The sequence below is a fragment of the Halorubrum salipaludis genome, assembly GCF_002286985.1.
In the GTDB taxonomy this organism is placed as follows: Archaea; Halobacteriota; Halobacteria; order Halobacteriales; family Haloferacaceae; genus Halorubrum; species Halorubrum salipaludis.
Map to the genome: position 1 here is coordinate 97,802 of NZ_NSKC01000010.1, position 18,870 is coordinate 116,671.

At 59.5% G+C, this 18,870-nt stretch carries 23 protein-coding genes and 1 pseudogene; 18 read left to right on the forward strand and 6 right to left on the reverse strand.

Translation table 11 applies throughout. The features are described 5' to 3' along the window. Positions 1-384 precede the first annotated feature (384 nt). The 6 genes and pseudogenes from CK500_RS14700 to CK500_RS14725 form a co-directional block, all read left to right on the forward strand. A complete protein-coding gene (locus CK500_RS14700) occupies positions 385-825 on the forward strand; it encodes a hypothetical protein (RefSeq protein WP_095637971.1) in 441 nt (146 codons plus the stop codon). Positions 826-1,007: 182 nt separating this feature from the next. Next, the gene (locus CK500_RS14705) at positions 1,008-1,553 is read left to right on the forward strand and encodes a hypothetical protein (RefSeq protein WP_095637972.1); all 546 of its coding nucleotides are present in this window, start codon (positions 1,008-1,010) and stop codon (positions 1,551-1,553) included. A gap of 73 nt (positions 1,554-1,626) precedes the next feature. Continuing rightward, a complete protein-coding gene (locus CK500_RS14710) occupies positions 1,627-1,917 on the forward strand; it encodes a hypothetical protein (protein ID WP_095637973.1) in 291 nt (96 codons plus the stop codon). Next, positions 1,917-2,252 (forward strand): DUF7558 family protein, encoded by a 336-nt coding sequence (locus CK500_RS14715; RefSeq protein WP_095637974.1) that lies wholly within the window; start codon positions 1,917-1,919, stop codon positions 2,250-2,252. Before CK500_RS14710 ends, CK500_RS14715 begins: the two co-directional genes overlap by 1 nt. A gap of 49 nt (positions 2,253-2,301) precedes the next feature. After that, positions 2,302-2,895: a DUF7437 domain-containing protein gene (locus CK500_RS14720; protein ID WP_095637975.1), complete on the forward strand. Its 594-nt coding sequence runs from the start codon at positions 2,302-2,304 to the stop codon at positions 2,893-2,895. Then, positions 2,892-3,398 (forward strand): annotated as a pseudogene (locus CK500_RS14725) (hypothetical protein); the annotation flags it as partial. The gene CK500_RS14720 and the pseudogene CK500_RS14725, both read left to right, overlap by 4 nt. A 5-nt stretch (positions 3,399-3,403) precedes the next feature. Here the strand turns inward: CK500_RS14725 and CK500_RS17825 are convergent. Continuing rightward, complete coding sequence (locus CK500_RS17825) at positions 3,404-3,664, reverse strand: MarR family transcriptional regulator (RefSeq protein ID WP_095638002.1); 261 nt, start codon at positions 3,662-3,664, stop codon at positions 3,404-3,406. Between the two features lie 121 nt (positions 3,665-3,785). On the opposite strand from CK500_RS17825, the gene CK500_RS14735 reads away from it, so the two are divergent. Beyond that, positions 3,786-4,028, forward strand: coding sequence for a HalOD1 output domain-containing protein (locus tag CK500_RS14735; RefSeq protein ID WP_095637976.1), 243 nt, complete (start codon positions 3,786-3,788; stop codon positions 4,026-4,028). Between the two features lie 146 nt (positions 4,029-4,174). After that, entirely contained in the window at positions 4,175-6,061 is a 1,887-nt protein-coding gene (locus CK500_RS14740; protein WP_158224048.1) for a PAS domain S-box protein, read from the forward strand. 147 nt (positions 6,062-6,208) lie between these two features. Here the strand turns inward: CK500_RS14740 and CK500_RS14745 are convergent, their stop codons facing one another. Continuing rightward, the gene (locus CK500_RS14745) at positions 6,209-6,703 is read right to left on the reverse strand and encodes a redoxin domain-containing protein (RefSeq protein ID WP_158224049.1); all 495 of its coding nucleotides are present in this window, start codon (positions 6,701-6,703) and stop codon (positions 6,209-6,211) included. Positions 6,704-7,433: 730 nt separating this feature from the next. On the opposite strand from CK500_RS14745, the gene CK500_RS14755 reads away from it, so the two are divergent. Both CK500_RS14755 and CK500_RS14760 read left to right on the forward strand, forming a co-directional pair. Further along, on the forward strand, positions 7,434-8,333 hold the full coding sequence (locus tag CK500_RS14755; protein WP_095637979.1) for a DNA-binding protein: 900 nt from the start codon (positions 7,434-7,436) through the stop codon (positions 8,331-8,333). A gap of 212 nt (positions 8,334-8,545) precedes the next feature. Continuing rightward, positions 8,546-9,679, forward strand: coding sequence for a homing endonuclease associated repeat-containing protein (locus CK500_RS14760; RefSeq protein WP_144049564.1), 1,134 nt, complete (start codon positions 8,546-8,548; stop codon positions 9,677-9,679). A gap of 282 nt (positions 9,680-9,961) precedes the next feature. Here CK500_RS14760 and CK500_RS14770 read toward each other — a convergent pair whose 3' ends face one another. Further along, positions 9,962-10,753: a helix-turn-helix transcriptional regulator gene (locus CK500_RS14770; protein ID WP_095637981.1), complete on the reverse strand. Its 792-nt coding sequence runs from the start codon at positions 10,751-10,753 to the stop codon at positions 9,962-9,964. Between the two features lie 211 nt (positions 10,754-10,964). On the opposite strand from CK500_RS14770, the gene CK500_RS14775 reads away from it, so the two are divergent. Next, on the forward strand, positions 10,965-12,092 hold the full coding sequence (locus CK500_RS14775) for a hypothetical protein (RefSeq protein WP_095637982.1): 1,128 nt from the start codon (positions 10,965-10,967) through the stop codon (positions 12,090-12,092). Here the strand turns inward: CK500_RS14775 and CK500_RS14780 are convergent, their stop codons facing one another. Next, positions 12,093-12,572, reverse strand: coding sequence for an ArsR/SmtB family transcription factor (locus tag CK500_RS14780; protein ID WP_233139204.1), 480 nt, complete (start codon positions 12,570-12,572; stop codon positions 12,093-12,095). A 247-nt stretch (positions 12,573-12,819) separates the two neighbouring features. On the opposite strand from CK500_RS14780, the gene CK500_RS14785 reads away from it, so the two are divergent. Continuing rightward, a complete protein-coding gene (locus tag CK500_RS14785; RefSeq protein WP_095637983.1) occupies positions 12,820-13,377 on the forward strand; it encodes a hypothetical protein in 558 nt (185 codons plus the stop codon). A 244-nt stretch (positions 13,378-13,621) separates the two neighbouring features. Beyond that, positions 13,622-14,548: a transcription initiation factor IIB gene (locus tag CK500_RS14790; RefSeq protein WP_095638004.1), complete on the forward strand. Its 927-nt coding sequence runs from the start codon at positions 13,622-13,624 to the stop codon at positions 14,546-14,548. Here CK500_RS14790 and CK500_RS17830 read toward each other — a convergent pair. Both CK500_RS17830 and CK500_RS14800 read right to left on the reverse strand, forming a co-directional pair. Then, the gene (locus CK500_RS17830) at positions 14,545-15,033 is read right to left on the reverse strand and encodes a hypothetical protein (RefSeq protein WP_095637984.1); all 489 of its coding nucleotides are present in this window, start codon (positions 15,031-15,033) and stop codon (positions 14,545-14,547) included. The genes CK500_RS14790 and CK500_RS17830 overlap by 4 nt on opposite strands. Positions 15,034-15,049: 16 nt before the next feature. Continuing rightward, positions 15,050-15,601, reverse strand: a complete 552-nt coding sequence (locus CK500_RS14800) for a DUF7342 family protein (protein ID WP_095637985.1) — start codon at positions 15,599-15,601, stop codon at positions 15,050-15,052. A 136-nt stretch (positions 15,602-15,737) separates the two neighbouring features. Between CK500_RS14800 and CK500_RS14805 the strand changes: the two genes are divergently transcribed. The 5 genes from CK500_RS14805 (at position 15,738) to CK500_RS14825 (ending at position 18,631) form a co-directional block, all read left to right on the forward strand. Then, a complete protein-coding gene (locus CK500_RS14805; protein ID WP_095638005.1) occupies positions 15,738-16,610 on the forward strand; it encodes a biosurfactant protein 1 in 873 nt (290 codons plus the stop codon). A 139-nt stretch (positions 16,611-16,749) separates the two neighbouring features. After that, entirely contained in the window at positions 16,750-16,938 is a 189-nt protein-coding gene (locus CK500_RS14810; protein WP_095638006.1) for a hypothetical protein, read from the forward strand. Between the two features lie 91 nt (positions 16,939-17,029). Then, on the forward strand, positions 17,030-17,410 hold the full coding sequence (locus CK500_RS14815; RefSeq protein WP_095637986.1) for a hypothetical protein: 381 nt from the start codon (positions 17,030-17,032) through the stop codon (positions 17,408-17,410). Positions 17,411-17,477: 67 nt separating this feature from the next. After that, entirely contained in the window at positions 17,478-18,140 is a 663-nt protein-coding gene (locus CK500_RS14820; RefSeq protein ID WP_092907631.1) for a DUF6735 family protein, read from the forward strand. Positions 18,141-18,214: 74 nt separating this feature from the next. Further along, positions 18,215-18,631 (forward strand): hypothetical protein, encoded by a 417-nt coding sequence (locus CK500_RS14825; RefSeq protein WP_095637987.1) that lies wholly within the window; start codon positions 18,215-18,217, stop codon positions 18,629-18,631. Positions 18,632-18,870: the final 239 nt, after the last annotated feature.

Consider the following 18,870-nt stretch of genomic DNA (forward strand, 5'->3'; position numbering starts at 1 on the left):
TTCAGTCCAGGTGAAGCAACGGTTCCAAGTTATCCAGATACGGCCGTAATCACCTTCGTTACCCTGCCGTCGAGCAATTTTTGAGATTACGGCATTACTCCGGAACTCGTCGAGGTATCTTCTACCGCCTCAAATCGGCCCGACGGGGTTCTTCTTCGATTTGAGGGCGTCATATTGTCTTGCATATCGCGGTTTTCGTCCAAAGAAAGAGGCGATATGCAGTGTGCGAAGGCCGCCGGCTCTCTCAGGCCGAGGGGCCCATCACAGGGGTAGCGGAATTACGGAATTATCAGATTTAGCGCATTGGTTGACAGGGTGCGTTTCGGTGGGGTCTGTTGCCCCCGCGAGGGGGTGGCGGGGCGCATCACGTGCCCCCGATAGACGATGGCTTCGGAACAACGCAGCAGGGAACGAGCAGCGGATCATGCAGGAACTACCTCCGACGATGAGGCGCCGTGGGCGGACCTCGAGATGGCGGTTCCGACCGACCGGGATCACGCGTCGGTCGTCGCCCTCGTGGAGTGTGCCCTCGTCGAGCTCACACACGAGGCTGTGGGCGCCGTCTTCGTCTCCCGCCAGTTCGGGCGGTCGACGCGGACGCAGTACGTCGCCGCCGACGACGTCGGCGAGCAGTTCCAGAAACGGCACTTCGACGACCGGCTTGGCTGGCACGAGACCACTGTCCCTCGACGAACCGTTCGCGACGAGCTCATCACCCAGCTCACGCGGTCGGTCTCAACGCCGGCAGAGGGGGCAGGTGAGAGAGCAGCCAGCGAGCCAGACACCTTCGTCGTGAAGCCAGTTCGAGAGCTCCGAACGCCGTAGCAGCTAGCCTTAACCAACACGCCGAACCGATACCGGCACAGTGTTGGTTAACGCTGGGGCTGGATCCACTCCCTCGCCCCCACCCACCGCCCGACTCCTCGAGTGAGTGAATCCTGGCGACCGGTCGGCTCGAATGGCCGTCGCGACGGGTTTTATCGGGCCACTATTCGTCGAGAGCGAGTATGGTCGTCGTCGAGGAGCTCACCAAACTGAGCGAGCGCCGTACCCAAACCTCGTCCGAGGCGTTTCCGGATGATTCGTTGGCGTCGATTCGGTCGGCTGTCGAGGCCGTCCCAGCAAGCGTCTTCGACGGCTCGACGAAACACACAGAGGTCGGTGGGTTCGATGCCGCGATCGCCGACGGGCTCTCGCAGTACGAGTACGAAGGGGACGCCACCGGCGGCTACAACCCGAACTGCAAGCTCTGGTCGCATCAGGGGTTTAACTACAGCGTCGACCTCTACGACGCCGACGCCCGCATCGCCATCGAGGTCGAGAAGAGCGAGCGGAAGAACGTCAGCGACGACCTCCTGAAGTTCCAAAAGGGGTACCGCACCCAGAAGGACGGCCGGCCGAAGATCGAGTTCGGCTGTCTGGTGGTGCCGGTGAACTATCTCGGCCGGCATAACCTCTACCAGCATAGCCTGACAAAGCTCGACTTCATGAAGGGCGTCCTGTTCATCGACGACGTCGCCGTCATCGGCTATCGCGACCCCAGACCGGACTGAAGCTGTCCGTCTTGACTGTTTATCGGCGCCGGAAGGCGTGCAGCGCGCGACAGTGTGCGCTGCGTGACTCACCATGCCTGGTCCCGATCCGCACGACGACACGAGTCGCGACTACGAACGGTTCGAGAAAGAACAGCTCGCCCAGGACCGCGACGCCACCAGCGTCGACACGGCGGACATCGACGACACGACGGCCCAGCGCCTGGTCAGCGACCTCGTCGACGCGGACGTCGTCACTCCGGTTCCTGAAGACCAAGTTCTGGTTCACGAGCCGAGCGGTACCACGTTCGACTCGATGACACAGCTGGCCGTCTTCCACCGTGGCTGGACGGCCGGCCGCGACGCCGACGGGGAGGGCGAGTGATGCAGCAGACGCTCACTGGTTGTGCCTTCTGCGACGCCCCGCCCGGCACCGAGACTGGCGAGGCCCATACCTGGGGGCAGGACGAACGGGTCACCCATCCGATCTGTGTCGACTGTGCGATTCAGACGCGGCCGGATCCCGACGAGCGCGATCACGTCGCCTGTGACGGCTGTGGGCTGGTCGTCGACACGCTCGCGGCACTCACGCGGTTCCGGGTGGAACTCGGGCATCTGGAAGGCCCGTTGCAGTTGTGCGCCCGCTGTAGTCCGGGTGGGCTCGCGACGTACTGGACGCGAGACCTCGAGGAGCATCTCGTCGCGGCGCCGGCGGAGTGACCCCAACACTCTTTACTGATTCGCTGTAAACTGTAATCAAGAAGGAATCGTGTCACGCACCTCAAACCGCGCCGACGGCGACATCGTCCAGGACTTCCTCTCGGTCGCGGACCTCCTCGAGGAGCCACAGCTCGCCCAGCTGTACGCGTACCTTGCTCGGGAGGGCGAGGCAACCGTCCAGGACGTGATGGACGACCTCGAGCTCGCCCAGGGGACCGCCTACAGCTACGTCAACCGGCTCGTCGACGCCGGCGTCGTCGACGTCACCGACGACGAGCAGCCACGCCGGTACGCTGCTCGGGAGATCGACCTGACCGTGACGACGGCTGCCGGCGACCGCGAGTACACGATCACGCCGGCGCTGATCGACGCCGTTGGCCGCCGCGAGACGGACGCCGACATCGACACCTACATCGACCGCCACGGCGTCGCCGGCCTCGCGACCGCGCTCACCTACGCCGTCGCCCGTGAACGCGGCGAGGTGACCCACCGGCTGATGGCTGAGGATCTGGACATCTCGCCGCTGGCTGCGGAGATGATCTTGCAGGCGCTCCGGCCCGTCGTTCACGAACACTACGACATCGAGGAGGGAGGGGCAGGACTCGACGAGTTGGACGTCGGCGACGCGGCTGACGACGCGTGAGCCGGCTCCACATCGCCGACACCGGCCTGTTCGTCGCGATGGGACAGCCGTCGAACAGCCGGTACAAGGCTGTTCGGCGATTCGCTCGCCGGAACGACGTCACCTTCGTCCTGCCCGAACGGGTGTACGAGGAGCTGACCGTCGACGAGTCCGACGTCGAGGCTCCACCCATCGACACCGCGATCGACGAGGGCTGGGCGACGGTTGCGTCACCGTTGGAGTTCTCCGAGTCGGTCGTCTCGCGGGTGATGGATGGCGTCCAGCGGTACATCGCGAACGCCGACGACCGCCCTGCCGACGAGGTCGAGCGTGCCGACGCCGCCCTCGCGGCCCTGGCTGCCCAACACCTCAGCGCGGGGACGGCGACCGAGGTGTACATCTACACGACGGATATCGCGGCCGGCGAGGGGGCCGAAACCGTACTCGCGAGTGAGGGGTACGGTGACTCGGTGACGTACGTGAACGGGTTCCGGTTCATCGAGGACCTGATCGCCGGTGGCAGCAGACGTTACTTCGCCTCTAAATCTCGTACGTCGAGTTCACCAGCGAGGTACTGTTCTCCCTCTCGTGTAATGTCGTAGACACCGTTGCCGAGGTGGACAACGAGACCGTATTTGACCAGCGTCTTGCAGCGGGCGTTGATGTGTTGCCGAGAAAAACGCACACGGTCGCTGTCAGCCATTTCCTTCGGGGTGTCGGGCCCTTCTTCAGAAAGATGCTCCAGAATACGGTCATCGGCGCGAGACATCCAGTCGGCGTCAAAGCGCATGGTCACTTCTGGTTGCGCCGATGCTATCCCGAACGCGATAAGTCAATCAAAGAAGCGAGCAGCAACTGTGGTTGACTCCCAATGTTTTAACGGCTATCCACCCTACTCCACGAGTATTGAGATGGACCAGTCCTCACCACAAACCCTTACCGTAGAGATTATCGAGGCCTTGGAATCGTATGGGGTTGACCGCGACCAGTACCAGTTGTACGACTATATTGATGCCGGGGCACTTGAGCAGCTGGTAGGCGGATCCAGTAGAGCTGTCGAGGTTTGCATGGCTGTCGAGGGGATTCAGCTCACAGTTACAGGGGATGGTGTCGAAATCATCGATCCCGAGGGTGGGTATGAAAAGGACCAATAGCATGCCGTCTGTGAACCGCCAGCTGCCGGTCCGTCCGATTCCGGTTGTATCTGGTGTGAGGCGTGGAATCACGTCCGTTCCTCAATCAGGCAAATTATGAATCTAGAACCTGCTACATATTCCAGATGAGGGATTGGTCTCGGACAGTGAGTCAATGGTCGGTCGCCATTCTTGGATTTGGGCTTCTCCTGCTCACACTCGCCCGAGCCGCGACAGACACCGACGATCCCCTTATCGACTTCATTGAGGTAGCGGCCCCGTTCGTCGTCGGTATCGGGCTCATCGTCGGCGGGATATGGCTCACCAGAACGTCACCAGTGGCCCGTATCAGACAACTTTCGAAGTGGACGCTGGGCGGCGCCATCGTCGGCGTGGCCGTCAACCTCTGGTTCGTCTTCATCATCTCGCTGGAACAGGTCCCAGCCGGTGAACCGGTCGTGTTGAATCTCAATGGCGCTGGCATCTTCATGGCCGCCGGTGTACTTCTCGGCTACTATGCGACGGGACTGCAAGCGCGGGAAAACCAACTCGAACTGTCGAAGAACCGCTTCCGAGCGCTCACAGAGAACTCGTCGTTCGCGGTCATCTCGATCGATAAGAATAGTACAATTCGGTACGCGAACGATGCGACTGAAGTCCTTTTCGGCTATCCCACCACGGACCTCGTCGGCGAACCGCTGACGAAGCTGATGCCCGCCCGATTCCGTGAAGCGCATCTCGAGGGGCTGTCTCAATACCGCTCCCAGGGGACCCGAACTGTCGACTGGGACGGCCTCGAATTGGCCGGGCTACGTGCCGACGGCGAGGAATTCCCCGTCGAAATCAGTTTCGGCGAATACGTCGTGGCCGACGATCACCTCTTCACGGGCGTCATTCAGGACATCTCCGACCGAAAAGCAGCCGAGCAGCAGCTCCGTGACCACACGTCGAAAGTCACACAGTTACACGAGGTTGCAACCGAGATCACCAGCGCAGCATCCACAGAACAGGTGTATCAACGCACTGCAGACGGGGTCGTTGACGTCTTCCCGGCGGCTGTCGCCCGCGTGGCGATAGCGGACGGCGACCAGCTCGTGCTGGCCGCCAGTTCGGACCACGAGTCCCTCGAGGAGTGTCAGCCCATATCCGCAACTATCGGATACGCGGGGCAGAGCTACCAGTCGGGTGAGGTGCTCCGACTCGACGATCTGACGGATACGCGCTCGGCAGCACAGTCCCCGCTTCAGGATGGGGGATCACTGCCGGACGCGGATCCTGTGGAGCCACGAGCACTGCTGAGCATACCCCTCGGGGAGTACGGGGTAGTACAAGCGTTTGCGCACGAGCCAGCAGCGTTCTCCGAACGGGATGAAGAGGTCGCCGAGATGCTCGCGACGCACGTGACGACCGCCCTCCAGCGCATCGAGGCCGAGGCGACCATTCGACGCGAACGCGACCGGCTCGAAGAGTTCGCCAGCATCCTCTCGCACGACCTCCGGAATCCATTGAACGTCGCCCAAGGTCGGTTAGAGCTCATACAGATGACTGGCGAGATAGACCACGTCGAGGCCATCGACCGCGCGCTCGATCGGATGGAGCGGCTCATCGAGGATATGTTGACACTCGCTCGCGAAGGCGATGCCGTCGGTGAGACACAGCCGGTCGCGCTTCGCACACTCGCTAACCAAGCCTGGAACAACGTCGCAACTGAATCTGCCTCGCTCGAGGTCGAGTCGAGCGTCCAGATCGACGCGGATCACAGTCGACTCATCCAGGTGTTCGAGAACCTGTACCGGAACGCGATCGAACATGGCGGCGACGGGGTCACAATTCGGGTTGGCTCCCTCGACGACGGCTTCTACATCGAAGATACTGGCCCCGGTATTCCGGAGGACGAACGAGACGACATCTTCGAGAGCGGGTACACGACCAACCAGGACGGCACCGGATTCGGGCTCGCAATCGTCAAACGAATCGTCGAGGCCCACAGGTGGGAGATCGACGTCACAGCCGGTCGCGATGGGGGCGCCCGCTTCGAAATCTCAGACGTTTGATTCAGTTCGGCATCCGGGGTGTGATGAGGAGATCTGAACGCTCGTCTCTGCCCGACATCTCGTGTCCATATACCAATATTCTAGTGAGCTCTGGAGGTAATACGGCGACACAATCAGTCAGTAGGTTGTGTCTCGATTGCTCTAATACTACTTGTTAGGGCTGCCGAGCTCTTGGCTGATCTCGTAGGCTTCATTGAGCGGTTCCATGTCCCACGACGCCCAGTTGTCGTCGGCGACCCATCGATAGCGTACGGTGCGGTCGGCATCAAGCAGGACGATCCCTCGTTTCTGGTTGCGTTTGCCCGCGGTCGTCTCCTCAAGCATCTCATACTGGTCATACACCTGCTTTTCCTCGTCCGTCAAGAGTGGATACGAGAGGTTGTTTCGGTCGATGAACTGTTGGTGACTGTACGGTCCGTCCGGCGATATCCCTAGGACCGCAATCTCGTCGTTGAACGTTAACATCTCCATATCGTTCAGCTCGCACATCTGGTCTGCACATACGGGACTGAAATCATAGACGTAAAATACCAGCATAGCAGGTCTTCCAGCAGCGAACGCAGATAGCGAAAACTCCCGAACTTCGTCACCTTGGGTTCCTGTCAGTGTGAAATCTGGCGCTGTGTCCCCTACCTGAACCATATTTGTATGACGGATGCGAGTCTGAAAATAGTTGTCACGGGACTGTCTCACAATTTTCATAACACCTCCGTAGATTGGGTTCCCGTACGTAACGGCCCGGCCAGCCCACCGAATCACCAACGTGCTCGGCGTCGTCGACAGAGACGACTCCTAAAAGCCCTCGGCCGCTCGACGTCCCGCAACCGCCGCTGCGCGCCTCGTGCCTGCGGTGCTTGCGGGGTCGGGGGACGACCGAGACGGCCTCGCCCTTTCTGAGTCCGCCAGGACAGTGGAAGGCCCACCGAGCGACGTAGCCGGCTGAACAGGTGTACGTACCGGCTCGCCCCGCTCGCCGCTGCCGCCCTCCGCGTCGCTCGCGACCGACCATTCCGGGCGTGCGGGCGCTCTCCGCACCGCCCGCGCCCGTTCCGGGCTAAAGTAAATGTGCCCTCGGCGCCAGCGCTTCACCCGTTCGGGTCCTCCGGACCTCGGCGAAGCCGACCGCGACGGACGTTGTTGCGTCGCGGCGAACGGGGAATGCGCTGGCCGCTCGCTCCGGGCGGGTCGGCGCGCGGTGCTGGTTGGGGCTACCTCATGCAGGCGCGCTCTCGCTCGCGCCCGGTAGGGCGCTCGCGAAGGCGCGAGCGAGAGCGCGCAGATGGTTCTGTCGGTCGTTGTCGTCGGAAAACCGCGATGTAGCAGCATCGCGGTGTCGGGCGCTGAGCGCCTTCAACGGTACAAGTGAGTACCAATGTCTAGTAACAACTCGAGTCAGAAGGTCGTTACGGTCGATGAACAGGCATTCGAAAAAGCGGGCGAGCAGGCGGTCGATGAGGACGGGTTCCCCGTCGTCGACGAGACGCCGGAGTTCGAGGCGGCGGTCGAGCAGGAGACGCAGGCGAAGGTGGATGCAAACCACCCGGACGGGATCGCGGACACGAGCGATGATCGGATTCACGGCGTCACCCTCGAACAGGAAGAGCGCATTCGGGCGCGGGAAGCCGAACTGGAGCGCATCAGTGCCCAGGCCGAGCTGGGAACACAAGACGGTCGAGAGCAGCGCACGCGGGAGGTCGCCTCGCAAGGAAGTACGAAGCGTCGCCGGGAGTTCCAGAAGCGTGCCGCGAGCGTGGACCCGATGGCCGACCCCGAACGGGATGATCCTCGGGCGGAGCTCTCCCAGGATGAACTGGCGACGGTAAACACGGAAGCGGACCGACTCGCAACGCGGTTGGATGGCTGGTCGCGCGCAGCGATCAGTCGACGCCTAGCCGAAGCAGTCGTCGACGGCACGGACATGACGAGTGCGGTCGTGCGGGTGTTCGAGGAGTTGCAGACGGCCCGGGGGGGCACCGTGCCCATCGACGCGCTTGAGGACGTCGATCGCGGCACGGTCACGATCGAAGGCCGTGTGAAGACCCTCTGGGACAGTGATTCACCGGCCATCCAGCAAGTCGGGCTGATCGCGGACGAGAGCGGGCAAACGAAGGTGACGATCTGGAAGGCATCGGACGCGCCGTGGATCGAAGAAGGCGAGAAGGTGCGCATCCACGAAGCGGCCACGAACTGGTACGAGGGCCGGATCTCGGTGGCGGTGACGGGGTGGAGCATCATCCACTTCCCGGAGCGCGGCCGCTGGTGGGAAGCATAGCCAGTCGGAGCTGCCTTTTTTTGCTGTGTGCCGGACCGACCCAAGCCCCGCCGCCCCACCCTCCGCTCCGTGCTCGCTTCGCTGCGCGCGCAGCCACGACCTCGAGACCCGGTCTGAGATTTATCCCTGAAACCGGGGGAAACAGTGCGCGACCGGGCGTGTTTGTCCCACCCCACGAGGGGTGCGGGCGTGCCCAATGCTCGGAGCTACGCATGAAAGTCGAAGGAGACTACACGTGCGACATCTGCGGGGAATCGTTCGAAACGAATGTCGAGATTGCCGGACATATGCGTTCCCACCAGGTATCGGTACCTGCTGAAACGATCATCGACGAACTGCAGCGACTAGCCGAAGAGAAGGGGCGAGTTCCAAAACAACCGGAGATCGAAGAAGAGACTGAATTCACAAAAGGCGCAGTGCGCTCAACGTTTGGGAGCTGGGACGAGGGATTGGAAGCTGCCGGACTTGAACCTCGAACAAACGGATATAGCGACGCAGAGATCATCGAGGAGCTACAACGGGTCGCCAGCCAGATCGGCCATTCACCCTCACGAAATGAGTGGCGAGAATTGGGGCGTGTCTCGGCCAACGCAGTCCAGACTCATTTCGGGTCGTGGAACGAGGGCCTCAGAGCAGCCAACTTAGAGACTACCATACAGCAGACCGCCACAAAGGAGGATGTCATCGAGGCGATTCAGGACCTCGCTGCAGAACTCGGACGGCCACCGAAGGCCCAAGAGATGGAACAGCACGGAGCGTGGTCGGTGAAAGTCGCCCAGCGATGCTTCGGCGGCTGGAATCACGCGTTACGCAGTGCTGGATTCGAGCCCCACAAACAATGGAGTATCAGTGAAGAACAGCTCCATCGGGAGATCGAGCGCTTGGCCGATGAGCTAGGCCACGTCCCATCAACTATCGAGATGCGTGACTCTGGTCGCTACTCAGTTGGATCCTACGCCCGCCGGTATGGGACCTGGCAGGACGCCATCGAAGCAGCCGGGTTCGAGTATCCCGGCCGGCCAAGCGGTCCAGAGCATCCGCTCTGGAAGGGCGGCTACGGAGACATTTCGTACGGGCCGAACTGGTACAGACAGCGTAAACGCGCGCTGGAACGGGACGGCTTCGAGTGTCAGATGCCGGGCTGTCCGATCAACCGCGAGACCCATCGCGAGCGCTGGGATCGTGACCTGAACGTCCACCACATTACGCCGCTTGGCGCATTCATCGATGCCGACGGCGTCCTCCACTACGAACGGTCGAACCGGCTTGAAAACCTGATTACGCTCTGTCAGCGCCACCATATGCTATGGGAGGAGTTCGCTCCGCTCCAGCCCGATATTCGCTAACCGTGTCCTGTGGTGTTGCTCTGCCCCGGCGATGGGTGGCGGGGCCACCAGCTATCCCGTCCCAATATGACTGATGACACGACACTCACGGCCCGTGAACGGCTTCGCATTCACATTCGCGAAGCCCGCCGAACGACCGACTCGCCAATCGTCGAGGCACAGTTAGCGGCTGCTCTGGACGCCTGGAACGACCTGCCGCCTACACCCCTTCGGGAGTTTCCCATCTGCGGAAGGATCGGGCTCCCGGAACGGATTCAGCAACATGATTGTGATTGAGCAATATTATCTAGTAGATATTTTACTCGAATTGTGGCTTCCTCCACGATAGAATATCTCTTCACTCTCTTTTCGGTGCTTGCGATAGGTGCTGATTCCCCATTCTACAGCATCCTCTGAGCTGGTCGTAATTGTCCCAAGCAATCGCATAGAATCATCATATACTCCCAGACACAGGGTGTTGTCCTCGAGGATTACCATCCCAAACGGCAATTCATAATTAGTTCGTTGAAGCGTACAGGAACTACTCTTCATGCACGCTTTCATCTCATCAGGGAATGTGGTCCAAAGTTCATTTTGCACGTCCTCGGTCATAAGAATCTCTACAGTTATTCCTCCATCTTGGAGCCGTGAGACAAGTTCGGTAGTGATAGAGGGATAGACAACAGGCGCAACGATTTTGACCACCTGTGCTTCTCTAAGGAGTTCAGCAACATGGTCGATAGGTCGTTGTGGAAGCGTCCCGCTTGCTTCCCGGACTTCAGCATCCTTCAGAAGAGCAAACGGAGCCTCAGGCGGGAGATACTGACCAATAGGTTCAGCATAGGCCAGGCGTTCAGCCAATTGGTATACCTGGAGGGCAAATCTACCAAACTGCGTTAGCTGATAATCACCGACATGCTCTTTGACGTAACCATCATCTTTGAGAAGACGAATATCTCGATCAACCGAAGACCGAGATTTGTCGGCTTTATTTGCAATTTCACGGCTGTCAGAGTGTCCTTCTTCTAGACTCTTCAGGACATCTCCTCTGTGTGCAAGGTGGTTTAACAGCTCCGTTACTCGGGGACCGGACATAACCGGAAGTTTATATTGAAACTGGATAAATCTCTCCCCTCTTCGAATCGAATTTTGTATTATCCAATAGAGTGGTTGGCTATAATTACCGGATGAGTATTAGCAATATTGTAGCGCTTATGAACAAATTCGCCTCCACTCATCGTTTTGGTTTGGCTAAATAGATAGCGAAATAATATCCCCATACTTTCTATTTGGTGGGTGTTAACCCATGACAGAAGACCAATCTCGGCTCGGATCAGTCCGAGCAAACAGGGGAATAGACCGGCGAAAGTTCATGAAATCACTCGGAGCCATCGGCATCTCTGGAGCAGGGCTCAACACGGCCATCGGGAAAGCTCAAGCCGCTCCTAGCAGGGATAGTGTTCGAATCGTCACTCATCGGTCGAAGGGAGAACCTGTTCGGACTAAACAGGTTCCAAAAGAATGGTTTGAACAGAAAGAGCGAGCACGTCGAGGACAGCAGTTACTCTTCAACCGCCTAGAAGAGTCATCCGGAATCCTGGGAGTAGGTTACGGTCCGAGCAACGCAGCTGTCGACAATTATCGATTTTTCGAAGTCAGAGTTCATGTCGACCGTTCTGAGGGAACTAATGCGGACATTCCAGAAGAGGTCGATGGAGTGCCAGTTGCCATTACACGCCGGGAAGAATACCAAGACACCTACTACAACGGAAACTACGATCCGGTTCCAGGAGGCGTTGAACAGAATAGTTCGACGGGTACTGCCACCTCGACTGCGAGAGTGGACTACGGTGGCAATCTCTATCTAATGGGTGCGCGTCACCTGTGGGTTGATGATCCGAATGTACAGGATAGCTGCTCTACCCAAGATCCAACAGGTGAAAACGCCTATCAAAGTGACGACTACTACGGACACGTAAAACACCACTTCCAGGACTACGACGCCGCTCTCACAAATATTGAGGCTGATGATCAGGAAGGACAACCGCAGCGCGATGGTTTTACTGACACGATTGTCGACGAAAACGGCTATATCGAGGGATATGTGGATAGTAACGGTATTGACGATATGATGGCGAATAATCTCGAAGTCCGTAAGCGCGGCATCACTACCGGTCCAACCACGGGCGTAATCGAAGAATACTTGGACAATTACTGCAGCACGAGCGTCACGAGACGCAGTCTTCTGCATGTATCCAACGAGCAACAATCCGGAGATTCTGGTGGGCCAGTGTACGACCGTGACTACTTTGAAGGAAATTACTACCTCTTCATGGTTTCTCTCGCCACCCAAGCAACGGGAGCCTCAGAGGCTGTCGGTTCAACAGCCCATTCAATGGCAAACAACCTTGGGATTCAGTGGAGGACTCGGTAGTTAATCCGGAAGGGTGGTTAAGTACCACCCTCCAAGAGTGAGTAATATGACAAAGATCCCGCCAAGCAGGAATGCGATCTCGGGGAGTGCGAGAAACTGAACAAGGCTTTTCATAACCAAGACAGGATTTGAGGGATCCGTATCCGTATCAACGATTGTTTCTGGCCTAAGGTTACTAAGTACCCAACCAAAGAGGAAACTCGCAATACCAAGGATGCCAGTGATTCCAAGTGATTGTTTGAGAATCTTGCGCAGAGAACGTTCCTCGTTCGAGGCACCGGCAAATAATATAATCGAACTACTAGTAGGTGCGTACACATTCATTTCACGCCCTCTATCTGAATACCAGATATCAATAATTTCTATGAGTCCAGCCTCCTCAAGCTTATCAAGGTGATACTTTGCGTTTTGGACCGACATATCGAGTGATTTTGCGATATCGCTCGCGGTCTGCGGTTCCTCATAGAGCAAATCAAACATTGAACGAGCCGATTCAGAAGATAACGATTTGAATATCTTTTCGGCAGAATCGTCATTAATTTCGACTAGTTTCGGATTTTGGTCGTCTCCCCCTGTCGAAGGCCGATAAGGAAATACACCTGGCATATTGTGCTCAAACACTCCTTATTTGAGATCCACGATATGAACTAAAATCAGTGTTGGCCAAGCTAAAGCGGTTGTTTGAACCTGGGCGAGTCATAAGTATGTGACGCTCGTATCGGTACCTATGCGCCGCAGAACAGTCCTCGCTGCACTCGGGGCCACAACACTCGGTGGCTGTCTCAGCCAAGCGGAACAGTTAGCAAATCAGAAAACGAAGACCATGACCCAACAGACACCCCCAGAATGTGATAGTGACTTGGCGCTGCTTACTACCGATCTGGATCAAAAATATACAATCAAGAAAGGAACGAACGAAAAGTTCTCATTGGAAATAGAGCCTGTATCAGTTAATCTTGGTCAGGATATCTCGATCCATTTGAAAAATATATCCTCCGAGTCGCAGAGGACTGGATCTCGTGATCATTACGCAATTCAAAAGAATGATAATGGTGAGTGGAATCACATTTTTTCGACCAAAGGTAATGTGCTTCTAGATGCCCAAGCAGTCGATCACGACCCAAGTGATGGATTCACTTGGGAGTTCACTGTGTCTCCAATCGGGTTTTCAATCGGCCCATATTATGTCTGCAAAGAATTAAAACCCGGCAAGTACCGATTTGTCTACTTCGGGCTACCCAATGATGCAGCACTTGAAAGTGCCTTTGAGATCTCGTCTGATTAGTATCACTTGTCTGTACACACTTCACGAGCCGATTATTTTGGGATTTGCTTCGGTGACTCGAATGCCTTGAAACAATAAAGTGGCACATGTCCTGAGTAGCAAATTCTTACTGTAGACAGCGATCTGATTTGAGGGATCTCTCCTACTGCCGGTGTCAGCACCTCAACCCTGCGTTGAGTTTATTGTCCCCTCAATGGGTGAAGGGCTCGCTGTACTGGCGGGTTCCCTGAATACGGTGAGAACGATGGCAACCAGAGACATCTACGAGAGCGGATTCGACGAGGACGTCCGAACGGAATCGAGTGCGAACCAGTGTCCCGAGTGCAACGGCCGGGTCACCACGAACACGGTCGAAACGGTCTGCGAGGACTGTGGCCTGGTCATCGAAGAACAGCGTATCGATCACGGGCCTGAGTGGCGGGTGTACGACGACGAGGAGTGCGAACGAACGGGTGCTCCACTCACTGCGGCTCGCCACGATCGCGGCCTGTCGACGGAAATCGGTCGCGGCACCGACGCGAAGGGGAACGAGATCTCCGGGCAGAAGCGACGGCGACTCGCGCGGATGCGCCGTGAGCAGACCCGTGGGCGCTGGCGGTCGAAAGCGGAACGGAATCTCGCCCACGGGTTGGGCGAAGTGCGTCGGTTGGCGAGTGCCCTCGAACTCTCCGATTCGGTCCGCGACCAGGCGTGTCAGCTCTTCCGGAGCGCCCAGAACGAGGATCTGCTTCGTGGCAGATCCATCGAGGCCATCGCCGCGGCCAGCGTCTACGGGGCCTGCCGGTGCAACGGCCTCTCGCGGTTAGTGGACGACGTCAGCGAGATGGCCCGCGTGGCAGAGTCACGGGTCACGAACGCGTACAAAACGCTGAACGAAGAGCTGGGCCTCCTCGCTGAGCCCGTCTCCCCTAGCATGTTCGTGCCGCGCCTCGCGTCGGACCTCGAGTGTCCGGACGAAATCCGACAGCGGGCCCGAGCCCTCGCGGAACAGGCCGAGGAGCACGGCGTCACGACGGGCGTCCATCCGGCTGGGTTCGCAGCAGCCTGCCTCTACAAGGCGGGTCAAGAACATGGGCAGTGGGTGACGCAAAGCGACGTCGCGGAGACAGGGAACGTCACGCCAACGACGGTCCGGACGCATCACGAGACGCTCGATGAACTCGCTGTCTAGACCGGCCAAGTGGGGAGCGAAGGCGTCCCGTTCTCCCAGTTAATCGCTTCTACTGCTGCCGGGAACTGCTGTAGTCGGTCATCGAGGACCGCGAGTGGATGCGCATCGAGAAACGTGGCGCTATGCCGATCGACCGGCATATCTTCGTGGTTGAGTTGGATGTGACAGGGCCCAAGATCCGGATGGTCGGCGTCTTGGTGGAAGCCGAGCATCAGGTTTCGGTCCGGTTCGACCCAGTTGATGCGGTAGTATTCGTGGTCGACGCCGGCGGGGTACCAGAAGCGAATCTCCAGTCGTGCGGTCGCCACATCGTAGGAGTCACTCAGGAAGGTTGTCGGATCGACATCGGCGATGATGTACCGGGGTCGGCGTCGAGACGGGCGATAGCGTACATCCTCACACCCTGGCTGGTTCGTCAATCGGTCGTGAACGTCGCGGAGGAGGGTCCGCTGTGTATAGCGGTCGCGACCGGCAAGAAAGATCATTCTGTGAGAGAAAGGATTAGCTCGTGGCGCGGTCAGCCACGTCGGTCATCTGTTTGCGGGCGGCTTCGACGTCGGAGTAGAGTTCTAGTGCGTGCTTGATGAGGCGGCGATCCTCCTCGTTCTCACGCCAGAACGCGATGACGTCACGGCGGTCCCGGAGCTCGGCACTTGCGAGGTCGCCGTCGGCGAGCGACTGTTCGAGCTCCTCCCACGTCTCGACGTCGTAGGTCGCCTGCCACTCCTCGATCTCCTCGGTGATCGCGGCCAATTCGTTGCGAAGCTCCTCGCGGGTGTTTTCCTCGATGAGCGTTCGGATTTCCTCGAAGAGCAGGCGCGTGTAGTCCGGCTGATAGCGCGTGGTCTCGCCGGCCTCGACGCGACGCAGCTGGCCCTGGTCGACGAGATCCTGGAGTTCCTCGTTGGTCGTACTCCAGGCGGCGTCAGCCTGCTCGCTGATCCAGTTGACCGACCGCGGTTCGCGAAGCGTCTCGGCGACCGCCCGAATACGGTCGCGGGCACTCATCGACTCAGTCCACGATTGGGCCCCATCTCGCGAGGATTCGGACATGCTTAGCACCTCTTGCAACAGTGTTCGCGCCATACTCCCATATATGTTTGTACTCTCTCGCATAATCGAGAAGCCGTTGCGAGCGAAGGCGTCCGGACGTTGAAATACGAAACCGACAGAAGCTATGAGCCAACCGATGCACAACCGATATTCTGACTTTGCAGAACTGCGGCCGACCGGCGAGGCGTCCCACATTCCGGACACGAGGCTGGATGACGGCTGTGAGGGTGCTCCCCGGCGGCAACGCGTCGCGACGAGCGCTGGTGGCTACCCTGATGCGCCGACGGCCGCCGATGGCGAGTGCCGGTCCTGTGGGGCGTCAGTCCCAGACAGCCAGACGAAATGCCGGTTCTGTCTCACTAACCATCTCGGGAGTGACGCCACTAGCACGAACGAGACAGCGTCGACGACGTGCCTCGGCATCGTCCACCTGGTCGTCGAGTCGACCACGTTCTACGGCGCCGTCGCAAAGGGCGGCGCCGCGGCGAACCTCCTCTCTGCCAACCAGGCGGAGCCGGCCGTCGACGACTACACGCTCATCTACGATCTCGACGAGGCGCCGGCGCGCCAGCTGGCCGAGCAATGGCCCTCACTCCCCGACGCGGTACAGGTGTCGTCAGAGGAGGGAGAGCGGCTTCTCAGTGCCGCCCGTGACCGGACTGGGTGGCACGGGCAGGAAGCGTCGGAGCGTCAGGAACAGGCCCCGACGCGGCTATACGACCAGCGTGGGGACGGCATCCGCGGCGCGTCGCGTCTCGACGCGGTCCTCGACGACGCAGTGTGGCTGGTTCCAGCGATGGCGCTGACCGAATCCGCCGGCGAAGCTGGGGCTGATCGGCAAGAGTCGTCGGTACCGACGACTCAGGAACTCGACTGTCAAACCTGTGGACGGGCGACCGACCATCGGTTCAAGACCCACGAGTCGGTCCCGGATGAGGCGTGGACGGGACAACCGATCTGGGAGTGTCGGGTGTGTGGCTCGGCTCGCTACGGACCCAATCTCGAGTAGCCCCAGTACTGAGCGTCGATTAACCAACATCTCTACAGATGGCTCCGGGTTTCGTTGGTTAATACCGTGATCCCCTGCAAGCCCGACGCCAGTCTCGATGGGGAGTCTATCCGCGCCGGCGATCGGTGAGGCGCTTCCGATGGAGCAAGAGTTCAAACAAGGGTACCGGATGCATCGTATTCTCAGCAATCTCAACCGACTCGACATCGATCGATTGGACGACGCGGATCGAGAGCGAGTCGAGACCGCGAGAGACCTCCTGAAGGAGGTGAGCCTTCTCACGCGGCCGGGCGACGGAACCGGAGCGGACGCCCACGCAGATTCCTAACTGGCGTCGCCGGCCACGCCTCGGGAGGCACCTCTCGCGTCGGTTTATCGCCCCCGACAGGGGTGCGGGGGCGACCCCGTGAAGTCCAGATATGGCCACACTGCAAGCTGCGACGACGTCGACCGGCGCGATCGTATCGGATCCACAGGCAGTCCGCGAGCTCTGTGAGAGCTACTGCTTCGGAACGCTCGACTGGGAGGTGACCGAAGACGGAGAGTTCACCATCTGGGGGTACGACGACTTCGAGGTGTACGAGACGCGGGAGAACGGCCTCCCGGACTACGAAGGCGGGATCGTGACCCACGAATTCCTGCGAGAACTCGCCGACCACCTCGAAGCTGACGAAGAACTCGATATCCAGGCGGCGGGGTTCACCAAGTGCCGCTTCCCAGTCCTGGCCAAGCGGTACGTCGTTCGCGATGGCGAAGTCCTCCACGCGGACCTCAGTTCCCCCGACCCGATCGACGAGTAGCGTTGTTCGTCCCCCGAGAGGGGTGCGGGGCGATCCAGTCGCAGTCGCCCCGTGAGGTGATTGCTCGATGGGACACCGCGCACTCGTTGCGTACGAACGCACAGACGGACAGTACACGCTCCACTACAGCCATTGGGGCGCAGCGAACCTCAAGCTCAAGCACCGAATCTCGGCTGAATCGCCGTTCGGTGGCGACGACACCGACTCCAAGTGGGCGAAACAGCTACTGGCGGAACTGGCCGATGGCCTCGAGGCAGATGCCGTCGACGGCTACCTCGCTGGCGAGGATCGACCGTCGACGGTCGTCGAGCCGAAACCCCGCGCCACCGGGCTCACCCTCGACGAGATCGTCGCGGACCATCTCGACTACCTCCACCACGAGGCGTTCTTCGTGGTGTCGACGACATTCGAGGTGACCGCCTATCGGACGCTGTGGTTCGGGCTCCAGTACGACTCGGAGACAGTCGAACAGGGAGAGACGGTCGGGAACGGCGCGCTCGCGACGGTGCGCTGGTACGACGGCGAGCCGGTCGGCGACGGCCACCTGCAGGGCCAGTTCGCAGCCCTCAAAGACGTCGTCGGCGACATGCTCGACAAGGGCGTCTTCACGCCGTCGACGGCGAGACAGTACCTGAAACGGAAGCTCGCTGAGCGGGTCGGGGACCGACAGGAGCTGCTCATTCCAACCGGAGAATCACCCTTCGAGAAGGCGAGTCTGAACCACTCCTAGTTCGATCTGCTTCGTGGCAGCTGCTGTTTTTCAGGGGTCGGAATGGGTGAGCCCCGCCGTAGGCTCGTGATTCGATGACCTCAGACGACGACCCGTTTCACGACTGCGAGTTGGATCCCGAGGCAATCCTCGGGACACACACCTTCGAAGGCGTCCTGTTCACCGACGAGACGGAAACCCCGGTGAACGTGCTCACCGGCGAGACACCGGCACATTCGCAAGCAACCGTCGAGGAAGCGAAGGAGTTCGCTGCGAGTATCGACACGGAGACGCCCCAGATCGCGCTCCCCGCATCCGTCGAGTCGCAGGTCGAAACACAGAGCAAGCCCTACACGGCGGCCGCATTCTTCCACTTCAAGGCGACTGGCTCGCTCGAACGCCACCGCGCCTACCACGCCGCCTATGAGGCGGATGCGTTCGCGGTCGACTTCGAGGCAGATTACGCGTCGGGCGACCTGACCATCACTGTCGAACGAGCGGACGAATCCTAAGAATCCGCCGTCACGAGGAGAGTTTTTCGAGCGCCGGCGATGGGTGCCGGCGCAGCTGGAGCGAGCAACGATTCCCGGTGCGTCGGCGTTTCGAGGTGTTCGAGATGCACATGGTGATTTACGCACTGGTAGAGGCATCGACGCACGACGACGCGCTGGCCACCGGAAAGACGGTGTTCGACCGCCTGGTCGGCGCGGACCCACACGCCGGCGCCGTCTTCGACTACTACGTCACGTTC